The 12,930-nt window shown below is 46.7% G+C and carries 14 protein-coding genes; 2 read left to right on the top strand and 12 right to left on the bottom strand.

All coding sequences use genetic code 11. The features are described 5' to 3' along the window. The first annotated feature begins 180 nt into the window (after window positions 1-180). Window positions 181-852 carry a PAS domain-containing protein gene (locus B3D59_RS13620; protein WP_286820440.1) on the top strand — a complete coding sequence of 224 codons (672 nt, stop codon included), beginning with the start codon at window positions 181-183 and terminating at the stop codon, window positions 850-852. A gap of 110 nt (window positions 853-962) precedes the next feature. On the opposite strand, the gene nhaB is transcribed toward B3D59_RS13620, so the two are convergent. From nhaB to B3D59_RS13560, 12 genes are all read right to left on the bottom strand, one after another. Further along, a complete protein-coding gene (nhaB, locus tag B3D59_RS13615) occupies window positions 963-2,573 on the bottom strand; it encodes a sodium/proton antiporter NhaB (protein WP_286820436.1) in 1,611 nt (536 codons plus the stop codon). A gap of 230 nt (window positions 2,574-2,803) precedes the next feature. Further along, window positions 2,804-3,109 (bottom strand): monovalent cation/H(+) antiporter subunit G, encoded by a 306-nt coding sequence (mnhG, locus tag B3D59_RS13610; protein WP_286820426.1) that lies wholly within the window; start codon window positions 3,107-3,109, stop codon window positions 2,804-2,806. Further along, window positions 3,097-3,408 (bottom strand): cation:proton antiporter, encoded by a 312-nt coding sequence (locus B3D59_RS13605; RefSeq protein ID WP_286820421.1) that lies wholly within the window; start codon window positions 3,406-3,408, stop codon window positions 3,097-3,099. The genes mnhG and B3D59_RS13605 overlap by 13 nt, the downstream gene beginning before the upstream one ends. Next, the gene (locus B3D59_RS13600) at window positions 3,401-3,880 is read right to left on the bottom strand and encodes a Na+/H+ antiporter subunit E (RefSeq protein ID WP_216593997.1); all 480 of its coding nucleotides are present in this window, start codon (window positions 3,878-3,880) and stop codon (window positions 3,401-3,403) included. Before B3D59_RS13600 ends, B3D59_RS13605 begins: the two co-directional genes overlap by 8 nt. Then, a complete protein-coding gene (locus tag B3D59_RS13595; RefSeq protein ID WP_286820420.1) occupies window positions 3,877-5,373 on the bottom strand; it encodes a proton-conducting transporter membrane subunit in 1,497 nt (498 codons plus the stop codon). The genes B3D59_RS13600 and B3D59_RS13595 overlap by 4 nt, the downstream gene beginning before the upstream one ends. Further along, window positions 5,373-5,726 carry an NADH-quinone oxidoreductase subunit K gene (locus B3D59_RS13590; RefSeq protein ID WP_286820418.1) on the bottom strand — a complete coding sequence of 118 codons (354 nt, stop codon included), beginning with the start codon at window positions 5,724-5,726 and terminating at the stop codon, window positions 5,373-5,375. Before B3D59_RS13590 ends, B3D59_RS13595 begins: the two co-directional genes overlap by 1 nt. Next, window positions 5,726-6,127: an MnhB domain-containing protein gene (locus B3D59_RS13585; RefSeq protein ID WP_286820415.1), complete on the bottom strand. Its 402-nt coding sequence runs from the start codon at window positions 6,125-6,127 to the stop codon at window positions 5,726-5,728. Before B3D59_RS13585 ends, B3D59_RS13590 begins: the two co-directional genes overlap by 1 nt. After that, window positions 6,124-8,352: a hydrogen gas-evolving membrane-bound hydrogenase subunit E gene (gene mbhE, locus B3D59_RS13580; RefSeq protein WP_286820413.1), complete on the bottom strand. Its 2,229-nt coding sequence runs from the start codon at window positions 8,350-8,352 to the stop codon at window positions 6,124-6,126. The genes B3D59_RS13585 and mbhE overlap by 4 nt, the downstream gene beginning before the upstream one ends. 78 nt (window positions 8,353-8,430) lie before the next feature. Then, a complete protein-coding gene (locus tag B3D59_RS13575) occupies window positions 8,431-8,934 on the bottom strand; it encodes a phosphate-starvation-inducible PsiE family protein (RefSeq protein WP_286820412.1) in 504 nt (167 codons plus the stop codon). A 27-nt stretch (window positions 8,935-8,961) separates the two neighbouring features. After that, entirely contained in the window at window positions 8,962-9,879 is a 918-nt protein-coding gene (locus B3D59_RS13570; RefSeq protein WP_286820411.1) for a universal stress protein, read from the bottom strand. Between the two features lie 132 nt (window positions 9,880-10,011). Next, window positions 10,012-11,370 (bottom strand): MFS transporter, encoded by a 1,359-nt coding sequence (locus B3D59_RS13565; protein ID WP_286820408.1) that lies wholly within the window; start codon window positions 11,368-11,370, stop codon window positions 10,012-10,014. Next, window positions 11,367-11,975 (bottom strand): chalcone isomerase family protein, encoded by a 609-nt coding sequence (locus B3D59_RS13560; RefSeq protein WP_286820403.1) that lies wholly within the window; start codon window positions 11,973-11,975, stop codon window positions 11,367-11,369. Before B3D59_RS13560 ends, B3D59_RS13565 begins: the two co-directional genes overlap by 4 nt. Before the next feature lie 280 nt (window positions 11,976-12,255). Here B3D59_RS13560 and B3D59_RS13555 point away from each other — a divergent pair. Next, a partial coding sequence (locus tag B3D59_RS13555; RefSeq protein WP_286820402.1) for a UPF0182 family protein occupies window positions 12,256-12,930 on the top strand: 675 nt, incomplete at its 3' end.

Below are 12,930 nucleotides of genomic sequence, written 5' to 3'. Positions count from 1 at the left end.
AAAATTTTAATGCGTTTGCCCTGGGTAATTTCCTATTTTAGACATTTTACAAAAATATCAAATTTGACCTGGAATTAAAATTACCGGTGTAACTATTTTTTTCAAGAATCTTACATTTATTTGACATCACCGATGTATGCTTTTAATGACACCCGTTTATTTTAAAGAGAGGATTGCAAAATGATTAACTCAAAAAGTGGCGCCTGTGACCATATGAGCCTTAAAAAAAATGTTGAGAGCAATGATCGGTTCCAAGCCATTTTTCATGGATTAAATGATGCCATCTTAATCCATGAAAAAGAGACCGGGCAAATACTTGAGGCCAACCAGAAAGCAGGTGAGATGTTCGGCTATTCTCTGGAGGAAACCGGGTTGATTGGAATAAATGCGCTAAGTTCCGGCAAACCGCCCTATAATGAGAAACACGCTGTGGCGTTCATAAAAAAGGCATCTGCAGGAGAAGCCCAGATTTTTGAATGGCAGGCCAGACATAAAACAGGACAGCTGTTCTGGGTTGAAGTTAACCTGAAGAGGGCAACAATAGGCGCAGAAGATCATATTTTGGCCACGCTGCGGGATATTACAGAACGTAAAGCAACTGAAGAAAAAAGAGAGGCCTTTATTACTGAATTACAAGAGGCTCTTGACAATATAAAAACGCTAAAAGGTTTATTGCCGATCTGCTCTTATTGCAAAAAGATTAGAAATGATCAGGGATATTGGGATAATTTAGAGATATATATTGAAGCACATTCCGAGGCACAGTTCAGCCACGGTCTTTGCCCTGACTGTTTAGATAAGGTTTATGGTGATGAGGAATGGTACATCAAAAGTAGAAAAGAAAGGATATAACCAAATAGAATAACAAACGGTTTAGTCCAGTGTAAAAAAGGAGCGCCCAATGCAGTATCTCTGCATTGGGCGCTCCTTTTTTTATCTTTATATACTATGAGGTATACGTATTACAAAAACAGGTAACAGGAAATAAGGCCTGTTATTGACATGGTGATGGTGTACGGCAGTGCAAGCCAAACCATCCGGCCATAGGAGAGTCTGATGACGGGTGCCAAGGCTGAAGTCAGCAAGAACAGGAAAGCGGCCTGACCATTTGGCGTTGCCACACTCGGGATGTTTGTTCCGGTATTGATTGCAACGGCGAGGTTGTCAAAATGATGGATAACTTCGTGTGCTTTGGCAGCAGCGTCTGCCGGAAGGGCAGCCAGTACGTCAGCCCGGACAAGTTCCGGGTTGGTAAGTTTGTCCATCAGTTCCTGTCCGGTCATACCAATATCGGGGATCTGTGCAAGCACATTGACAAAATGCATCTTTGTTTCCGTAATATATACGGTGGCAACAAAAACATTGTCAGAAATCGCTGATAATAAACCGTTTGCAATATAGTATGCCCCAAGCTGTAGATGACCATGAAGACCGAGAACAAAATGCATGATGGGGTGGAAAAGGTGCTGTTCGTGAATCACCGCAACAATGGAGAAAAAGACAACCAACAGCGCCGTAAAAGGCAGGGCTTCCGTAAATGCCTCTCCAAAATGGTGTTCGTCTGTAATTCCGTTCACAGCGGTAAGGAAGATGATAACGGATAGTCCGATCAGGCCTACCGCGGCAAGATGGAAGGCAAGGGCAAGGATCAGCCAGATACCCGCAATGGCCTGTGTAATAAGTCTGACCTTGCCTCTGGTTCCTTGTTTTTCTTCCATTTTCACTGCAGTTTCCAGCAGGTGGGAACGGATGTTGCCGGGCATTTCAACGCCATAGCCGAACCAGTGCATTTTCTCCAGTCCATAACAGGTCCCAAGCCCGACAATGAGGACGGGGATGGAGACCGGTGCAACTTCGAGAAAGAAGTCAACAAAGTGCCAGCCCATCTGGTGGCCGATCAGCAGGTTCTGGGGTTCACCAACCAGAGTACAGACACCGCCCAGAGCGGTACCCACAGCACCATGCATCATCAAGTTGCGCAAAAAACCCCGAAACTGAACCAGGTCATCGCGTTTTGCCATTTGGCATGCGTTATCGTCGGTGAGATCATGTTCGCAGGTGCTGTCTTTTCCGGAGGCATACCGGTGGTAGACATTGTAAAAACCAAAGGCAACCGCGATGATGACCGCTGTAACGGTCAACGCATCAAGGAAAGCGGACAGAAAAGCGCCGGCAAAACAGAAAAGCAAAGCAATCACAACTTTAGACTGCACCCGCACAAGTATCCGAGTGAAGGTGAACTGCAAAAATTCCTTCATGAAATAGATGCCTGCAACCATAAACATCAAAAGAAGGATAACCTCAAAATTCGCCAGTGCTTCGTGGTAAACGGTTTCGGGTTTGGCCATACCCATGATAATGGCTTCAATGGCCAGAAGACCGCCCGAAGGTAACGGGTAGCATTTCAGTGCCATGGCCAGGGTAAAAATAAATTCTCCAATGAGTACCCAGCCTGTAATAAAAGGGCCGACGGTAATAAGGAGAATGGGGTTGATAATTAGGAACACTATAATAGCAAGCTTGTACCATATGGGAGCATTTCCTAAAAAGTTTTTTACAAAGGCGTTGAACATGGTCGGATCCTCACAATTAGTATTAGGAACAACAGGTTATAAGTTATACATTTGTTACAAATGTATGCCTTCTAACATCCTATGTGCAAAAATTCAACAGATTATTCAATGTCGTTCAATGTCGGCGCATTAATTTAGCCGGAATTTGAAGAGAGAAAGATGGTTTTGGAATTTATGAAAGCAGGGTCGGCAATCATCTTTTCGGTACTACAGAGAAGTCGCTTTACCGGCTATTTTTTTTGAAAAGGGTTACGCCACATCCGATAAGGGGAGTTCATTACAATTTTTCCAAGTAGATGAGCTGCAGCCGGCGTGGTCATAATAAAAAACAACATAATACCGACAACCCGGGAGGTTACAGCCGTATCCGTGAAAAACAGGGCGACCGCAAGCACGATCATTCCGATACCAAAGGTGCCCGCCTTGGTCGCAGCATGGGTCCGCATGTAGATGTCCGGCATTCTGAGAACACCCAGGGCAGCCATAAGGGTAAAAAAAGTACCGGTGATAAGGCAGATGGCCATCAGGATTTCCATGGAGGCTCGTCCTTGCTTTTTTTGGATTGAATCAGCCGGGATTTCATGAATGCCACAAAAGCCACGGTGCCCACAAACATCACCAGGGCCAGTGTGATTGCGATGTCCAGAAAAGCGGTTTGTCCGCTGGTAATGGTAAACACGGCAATGAAACTGATGGTAATGGACCCGATCAAGTCCAGGGCGATGAGCCGGTCTGCGTGTGTCGGGCCTATAATCAGACGAATAAATGCCAGCACAAAGCTGACCAGCAATCCGGTGAAGGTAATGGTCACAGCCATGGTCATCAAATCACCCACGTGTCACCTCCAGCAGTTTTTTTTCCAGTCCGTTTTTAATCCCGGAAATGACGGCATCGTGATCCCGAGCAAACATGGCGTGCACAATGAGATGGGATTTCTCCTCTGTGATATCCAGACTGAGTGTCCCTGGGGTTAACGAGACCATATTGGCAAGCAGGGTGATCTCAACATCCGTTTTTGCATCCAAGGGAATATGAACAATGTCCGGGACACTTTTAGGGGTCGGCGTCAGTACCTCCCAGGCAACCCGTAAAACCGATATCGTCATTTCGTAATGAAAATAAAACACCAGAACAACTGAAGCCTTCAATCGTCTGAAATAAGAGTTGTCCTGACCAAAGGGGCGTGTCAGCCACAGGCAGCCCAGGCCCAGCAAGAAACCGATAACAAAATCAATGATGCCGTAGGCATTGTTGACCAGGACCCACGCACCGGCAAATAACAGGTTGAGAACAAAATAAATCATCATCTGTCTCCCAGTACGGCCTGGACGTAAAAAATCGGATCAAGAAGCTGAACCGCGGCGCGGTCGGCATACTGAAAAAAGGGTTCTGCAAAAAGCCCTATGATTATCGTGATCAGGGCAAAAATGGCTATGGGCACCAGATATAAATTTGTTTCTCTAAAGCTTACCGACGGTGAGGGTGTTACGTCGTTCGGTGCCGCCTCCCAAAATACCTGGTTCCATATTTTTAACATGGAGTAAACCGTGAGAACCCCGACAAAAAGGGCAGTTGCGGCCAGTATGGTGTGACCGGTTTCAAGACTTGCCCGGACAACTGCAAATTTACTCCAGAAACCGGAGAGAGGAGGAAAACCGGCCAGTGAGAATGCCGGTATCAAAAACAAAACGGCGACCAAAGGCACGGATCGGTAGACACCGCCCATTTGTGACAGATGGTCACTGCCGAATTTGCGGTTTAAAAAACCACCGATGAGAAAGAGGTTTGCCTTTACGATGATATGATGGATCAGATAAAGGATGGAACCGGCCAGGGCCAGCCGAGTATAAAGCGCAAGACCGATGATGATATACCCGACCTGACTGATGATATGAAAAGACAGGATCTTTTTTATGGTGAAACGGCCGGCAGCTCCCAAAACACCTGTCAGCATGGTCAGACCGGACAACACAATTAAAATGGTCTGCCAGATGGTTCCTTCAAAGGGAAGGACAAGGGTGAATATCCGCATCATGGCATAAATGCCGACTTTGGTCAGCAGGCCGGCAAAAAGAGCTGCAATACTGCTGGGAAGGGTGTGGTAGGAGGCCGGAAGCCATGCAAACACAGGAAACAGGGCTGATTTAACCGAAAAAGAAAATAAAAACAGACCGCTCAAAAGAGAGACAAATCCAGGGGAGAGCGTATGGGTTTTAAAATGGAGCCCGGCCAGGTTCAGCATACCGGTGGCCCCGTATAGCAGCCCGATGGCCAGCAGCAGGGTTAAGGTGGAGATCAGGTTTAACAAAACATATTTAATGCTGCCGTGTATCTGTGTTGTGTCGGCATCCAGAGTCATCAGACCGAAAGAGGCAACCAGCATGACTTCAAACCAGACGTAAAGGTTAAACAGATCTCCGGTTAAAAAAGCGCCGTTAACACCGGTCAGCAAAAAATGTATCAGCAGATGAAAGCGTGGATATGAGGGGTTGGCGTTAAGGTCTGCCGCGGCATAAACAACCACGCCCAGCCCGATCAGCCAGGTCACCGCGACCATGGCGGCAGATAAGAGATCCGCGGCAAAGACGACACCGAAAGGTGCCGGCCAGCTCCCCAGTGATATGGCCTGGGGGCCGAGGATGTAAACCCGGTGCATCAACAGGATACTGACGATTACACCAAATCCGCTTATTGCCCAGGATAAGGCAGTGACGATTCGGTTATCTCTTCTGAATAGATAAAGAAAAAATGTGCCGCACAATGGAAAAATAACAGGAAGTATGATCAGCCAGCTCATCATTATTCCCCTTTTTCCGACCAGTCCATATGGTCAGCGTCTGCTGAGCCTGAATCGTTAACGGCCCGGTATGTCAAACTCAGGCAAAAGATCAGCACGCCAAAACCGATGACAATGGCAGTCAGAATCAATGCCTGGGAGAGTGGATTGGCAAAATAACCGTCAAGGGTTACAGCACCTGGCGGGATTATGGGAAGGGCCTCTTTTGAAAGCCGCCCGGCAGTCAGGATCGCCAGGTTGATTCCATTGCTCAACAGGATAAAGCCGAAAAGAATGCGAAGCAGGTGACGTTCCAGCATCAAATAAATGCCGGCGGCGACCAGCATGCCGGTGATCAGGCTCAACAGCAGATGCATTATAATAGCTCCTCGGCCAAATCAAGCAGAATGGAAAGCACTCCGCCGATTACGGCCAGGTAAACCCCGACATCAAAAAGCAAAGGAGTTCCCAGAGCAAGGCCGGTTTTGCACCAGAGCCCTGTTAAATATGCTTTGCCTGAAAATGCGGCAAAAAAACCTGATCCCAGGGATAAACCAACCCCGGTTAAGGCAATCATTCCAGGCGATAAACCAATGCGTTTTCTGACATAATGGGGGGATTCGGAAAGGATCAGCAGAGCAAAGGCAATCACCGCAATCAGTGCCCCGATAAAACCTCCGCCCGGTTCATTATGTCCTCTGAAAAGCAGGTATAGAGAAAAAAGGAGCATAATCCCGATAACGATGTGGGCGGTTGTTTTGAAAATAACGGATTTCATCGATCTGTCCTTTTCTTTTTCAGCAGGATGGCAGAGGCCGCCAGCGCGGCCATCACCACAACCGTGATTTCACCCAGGGTATCAATGGCCCTGAAATCCACCAGAATGACATTGACGATATTTCGGCCATGGGCCGCGATCAGACTGTTGGCGGCAAAATAGTCAATCAGCGTAGTATCCGGATCTCCCGCACTCATGGCGTAAAGAACCCTGAAAACACCGGCACCAATGGTTACGGCGATTGCCGTATTCAGCATCCGTTTTACGGGCGTATGGGGCAGGACATCCGAAAATTTCGGCAGTCGGCCAACAATTATCACCAGGAAAATAACGCTCAGTGTCTCCACCAGCAGCTGGGTTTTAGCCACATCCGGTGCATTGTAAAACATTAAAAACAAGGTGGTGATAAACCCGGCCACCCCCAGGGAGACAATGGCCAGCAGGCGGGAGTGCGACAGGATAACCGTGGTGACGGCAGCGGCAAGTCCCAGGGCCAGCAAAACTTCATAAAAACGAATGCCCTGCCGGTCGACGATATCAGGCATGGGTAGTGCAGGAACATTAAAAAGGAAAACCAATGCCATCAGAAAAAAGAGCATAAAAATATACCCGGTCAACCGGCCATGCTGAAGAACGGAGGTCAGGGCCGATCCTGACCGGATGATCCCTTTAACTATGAGCTCGTAACATTGGCTGCCGGCCGGCAGCATGCGGGTGGTGCGGTCAATGAAACGTTTAATCCGGGTATGGTATTTAAACAGGAGAAATGCAAATAACAATGACACACCACTCAGAGCCAGGGGCAGATTCAGGCCCTGCCAAAGTTTTAAGCTTACATACCCGGCATTGGGGGCGACAGCCTGTGCAGCCGGAATAATCAGCGTTGTATTGAGCCAGTGCAGGCCCAGGGTGGTGGCCCACAGCTGCAATATGCCAAGACAGACCGGCGGAATCCACAAAAAAATGTATTTTTCAACAGGCGTTGCCGGTACGGTCCGGGCATCCGGTTTGGAAATAAACGGACGGACCACCACCAAAAGCGCCATTGCCCCCATCAGGGCATTGACAAACACCAGCAAAATTGTGGGCGCATAAGATATTTGAAGTGCTGCCTTGTACATATATTCTTTACTCAAAAATCCAGGCAGCGGCGGGACACCCGCTTTTGACAATGCGCTCAATCCGGCGGCAAGAAAGCTGAATTTAAGTATCCTGCCAAGTCCGGCAACCTGGTCAATGTTCCGCGTACCCGTAGCCTTATCCACAGTGCCGATCACCATGAACAGTGCCGCCTTGTATAATGCATGGGCTATAGTGAACATCAACGCTGCCGATATGGCATACCGGGTGCCCAACGCCAGAAGAAAAACCAGCTTGCCGAGGGCCACATTGGTGCTGTAAGCCAGCATCAACTTTAAATCCCTTTGTTGCAATGCGACAACCACTGTCCAGCCCGCTGTAATACCGCCTGTCAAAGCAAGGGACCAGAACCACAGATCGCTTTGGCTGAATACGGGTGCAAGACGGGCCAGAAGATAAATTCCTCCCTTTACCATGGTGGCTGAATGCAAAAAGGCACTCACCGGTGCCGGGGCGGACATGGCCCCGGGCAGCCAGAAATGAAAGGGGACCTGGGCGGATTTGGTGAAGGCACCGATCAGGATCAGAATCAATGCCGGCGCAAATCGGTTGTCTGATGTGAATGCGGCGCCGCGGTTGATGATCTGATCCATTTCCCAGGTGCCTGCCATCTGCCCCAGCAAAATCAACCCCGCCAGCAGCGCCAGTCCCCCTGCGCCGGTCACAAGCATGGCCTGAAGTGCATTTTTCCTGGAAACTTCCTGATCGTGGTTAAATCCGATCAGCAGGTAGGAGGTCACCGTGGTCAGCTCCCAGAAAATAAACAACAGCAGTAGGTTTCCGGCCAGGACCAGCCCAAGCATGGCCAGCATAAAAAGGGTCAGATAGAGATGAAACAAAGCGCTTAAAGGCTTGTCTTTCATGTAATGGAAGGCGTAAAGCTGGACAAACAGACCGATGCCGCAGATCAGCCATGAAAAGAGCATGCTCAAGCCGTCAAGCCGGATTGAAAATGAGGCCCCCAATGACGGTACCCAATCCCAATACCAACTGACACCCAAAGGGGTATACAGCACCCAAAGCCCAATGAGTAAAAACAGGTGTAACGCAACGGACAAACCCATTATTGGTTTTTGACGATTCATTTTGTTATCCAAAATCCGCTATCGATCCCGGTGGGCATGAATCGGCTCTTTTGTAACGCCATCCTTAACCGGCCCCGCCTATTCCGGCTTTTCGGCTTTATGTCTTTCATGGCGATCCTTTGGAAAGATTGGATCAAACATTGCGATACATGTTTGAGATGAGTTCACTACCAGAAAATACCCGATGCTCATGGCAAAAACAACACCCGCAATGGCCCACACGTATTCCGGGCTGGTCTTGTTGAAGTCAAGAATGATAACTTTCCGGGCAATGGCCATCAGGGCGGTTGCCATGACAATCTGGACATGGATCAGATCTTCCCTCAGGTAAATACATATATTTACAAATATTTCAATGGCAATGAGTACCGCCATAAAGGCCCCGAAAGTGGCAAGGATATCACTGATGGTCAGCAGGAATCTGGGTGGTGAGATTAATTCTTGATACAACACCCAGCACACATCAACCACCCCCCAAAGGATTACAGCCGTCATAATCAGAGCCAAAACCCTTACGGCAAATCGGATGATGGCACGAAGTCTCAAAATCAGGGGTTCATCGCTGTGGTCATGATGATCCATTCTATTTCTCCTGTATGAAATGAATTGTTATTGTGATGTAAATGCTTCTAAAATATTTAATCCCTGGCCTTTTTCTTTAACTGCCAGAAGCGGTTTGTGTGTTGTCCTGATCAACCCTTCGGTGATACTGCCCAGAAGTATTGCAGCAATATTGCCACTTCGGCCCCGGGCCCCGACAACGATCAGGGCGTCCCCCAGGCTTTCTGAAAAGTTTCGGATACTGCTGACAACATTTTTATCCTTTTTAAAAATTGGTTTGATACCCACGGATTTAAGATCAACCTTGGACAAGGCGAGCCGCAATCTTGATTTCGCGTTTTCAAGCATGATGTAGGCAAATTCCTCGTAGGTCTTACCTGTTTTATGGTGTTCTGTCGGAACCTGATAATTATTCAATATGTAGAGATGATCAAGGTTTGCCGCCTTTGCAAATGCACTGGCCACATCCAGTGCATTCAATGAGTGATCACTGAAATCGACAGCCACAAGGATTTTATCAAAATATGCGGTGGTATTGCTTGGGATAATCAGGAGAGAGCAAAAGGCTTTACGGGCCAGTTTTTCCGCAAGCCAATTGAAATCGGCCGAGTCGTCGGGATGATGACCGACGATCAAAAGGTCTATATCATAATTTTTCGTACACGAAATCAGCATGCCCAGCTGGGGCCCTTCCATGGACTTGAACGAAACCGCAGTCTCTTCATGTCCGTTGAAATGCTCAGCCACGATTTTTTGCATTTGTTTTTTCACCATCGCTTCCGGCGGTGAATATAATTGAGGGTAAATCTTTCTGATCTCCTCAGGGATATCAAAAGAGTCATACACATATACAAACAGGACCTCTTGTGACCTGGTCATCCGGGAAATAAACCCTGAGTATTTAACCAGATACCGATCATGTTCGTCCAGGTTCAGGCAGACCATCAGTTTTTTATATCGATACATACAGTCTCCTTTCAATGCAGCCTTAGATTCTGAATAAAACAATCATAGACTGCAGCGTACTATCCGTCAACAATATCCAAATCCAGGGTATCATTACATGCCAGACACACTCCCTATGATTGGGGGCGGGTATTATAAGCGGCCGATCTCTCTTTGGATTTGAGCATGTGCCTGCTCTGAAATCGGATAAAAACTGATAATGACAATGGATAAAATATTGCAGAGGCACGGTACTAGCGCATAAAGCACTCTCAACATAAAAACCGCAGACCCCGGCTGTTCCGCATTGGGTTGATAACCGGCCTTCGCCAGCAGCACCAGTCCAATACCGACGCCTAATGCGGCCGATAATTTTTTCGAAATAGACCACAGCCCGATATAGCGGCCTTCCCGCCGCTGTCCGGTTAAGACCTGATCATAATCAATTACATCCGCCTGGATGGAAGACGGCAGTGCAAGCCCGGCACCAAATCCGATACCGGAGAAAAATACCAGTACCCCATATATCACTGCATCGCCCGGCCCCAGAAAAAATACACCACTGAACGCACCGGTATTGATAAGCATTGAAATGATCCAGGCCCTTTTTTTACCGACTTTGCGGGAAACAACAATCCAGAGTGGCAAGAACACAATACCGGTTAAGAAATAGATCAGTAAAAATCCTTCTGCTCTCTGGGCTTTGAGAACATACTCCACATAGTACAGGATCAGCGTTGCCGGCAGGTTGCTGCCAACAGCGCTGATGGTGTATCCGGATATCAGGATTAAAAATGGACGGTTTTTAAGTACCGCTGAAAATCCTTTGAGCAGATCGTCACTGCCGGTGTGTTGATATTTTTCCTTGATTCGGTAGATGCAGTAGAAAGAGAACATGACAATCAATGGGGCAAATACGAAGGCCATTAAGGAGAATCGTTCCCTTTCGGTGGCCGCCTTTCCCATTATATTCATTATTCCATCAATTAACATGGGAAACCCTGCCGCCAGAAGCGTTCCAATGATTAAAAACCCGTCGCGCATGGAAAAAAGAGCGGTTCTTTCATGGTAATCCCGGGTCATCTCCGGACCAAGAGATTCATAGGGGATGGCCACCAGTGTCCAGAAAAAAAACAGGGCAAACAACCAGAAACCAAAATAGATGTTCATCATTGCCCCGGATAAAATCGGCGGTTTGAACAGAAAGATGATCGAAACTGCCAGACCCACAGATCCCGATGCAATATAGGGCTTGCGTCTCCCGAAACGGCTGGTGCTCCTGTCAGATAAATAACCGATAACGGGGTCAGTCACTGCATCGAATAACCGGACAGCCATCAGCAGAATGCCAATGGTGGACATACTCAACCCGATGGTATCAGTATAGAATTTGGGCAGGAACACATACACGGGGATGCCTATAATTGCCAGGGACAGAGCCGGCAATGAATAAGCCAGCTTATCCGGCCATGATATGTGGGGCGTGTCGATTTCTCTTTGTCTGCTGATCATTTTGATTTCCCCAGAAGCCGGTCTCTAAATGTTTTATCAATTGGATTTTTACCGATCCAGATTGCAAATACCGCTCTGGCAAATTCCGATCCTTCTATTGTTCCGAGCGGCTCGGCATTAAGCGTCAACTGGGTTCCAACTCCCGGCAGATAAGTCAACGCATACCGGTCTTTGGGCTGAACATCTTTGTATAGTCGGTTCAATGCCTTGATTTTTGGCAAAAGGCGTTGAAAAGCTTCTTTGCTTACAGACCCCTTAATCTTTTCCATGGTTGCTTTGGCAAAATCATCTGAAGAGAGCGCCACCCGATATTCTAAAATCAGGTGCTTGGATATATCATCCAGCGCATTCCGTCCATCCGTTTTCTCCGGCAGGTACAGTGCGCCGGTATATGCCTCTATTAAAAACATGTATCTGAGCAGTGCCGCACCTGATAATTGCAGACGGGTTCCACGGACTTCAACCGAGTTTGAAAATTCAGTCCCATTTACCATTGTGGCACCGGCATGGCAATTACCTGAGATGGAAACACAGATAATTGCAGACAAGATGCATATTCTTTTTAGTTTCATCATTGGCAACTCTTCAAATCTGTTGTCAGTCATATTATCACTTTATTGGATAGGGTAACAAGGCATCAAAAGCAAATATCCGGACAGATAGTTGAAAATAAGCAGATAAGATGGTACAAAAAAAATATGTAAACGATTAAACTTGATCATCGAATTAGAGGATTCCTAAAAGTGAAGGTTATATTCATAAAGGGGGTTCGTCAGACATTGATCTTCTTCCATAATTTCTTATGTTTTCATTTATTCTTTTATTGTGAAAAAAGAAGTTCCTATAATTTGAATCTATGTAATTTAAAAATGAAATGGGAAAAAAATGACTAAAATAAAAATGCTTAAAATAAAAAAGTGGATGGCATTCATAATCGGCTTGCTTGGGATACTCGCTATCCTGATTGCTGCTGTTAAATTTATATTCATAGATTTTTTTGTGGACTTGTGGTGGTTTCAAGGCCAAGGAATGACATCATATTATCTTCTGAGGCTACTTTATCCATACCTTATACTTATATTTTTCACGATCCTGTTTTTTGCAATCTTCTATGTCAACTTCAGGGTTGCTTCCCATATTATTGGATTTGAAGACAAACCCGATGGTTACAAAGAAAAAAAATGGCTAAAGTATCTCAACCATGCCTTGCGAGACATGTATATTCTTCTTTCTTTTGTGATGGCTTTGATAGTTGCCATACCGATTTTCAAAAATTGGGAAAAGTCACTGCTGTTTCTCTTCGGCAGTCGTAGTGGTGTGTTGGATCCTCTGTTCGGCAAGGACATCAGTTTTTACCTTTTTTCTCTTCCGATCTATCATTTGCTCCAAAAAGAAGTTCTTATAGTCGTTGCACTGATGCTCGCAGGTGTTCTGTTTATTTACTGGTACGAGAGGGCGGCAACACCCATAGAACACCGTATAAGATCACATAAAGCACATTGGCACACCAGTATCCTGGTGATATCTATTTTTGCGGTTTTATGCTGGGGCTTTATGTTG

Source organism: Desulfobacter sp. UBA2225 (assembly GCF_002348205.1).
Lineage (GTDB): Bacteria > Desulfobacterota > Desulfobacteria > Desulfobacterales > Desulfobacteraceae > Desulfobacter > Desulfobacter postgatei.
This window is presented reverse-complemented; position numbering and strand designations above follow the sequence as displayed.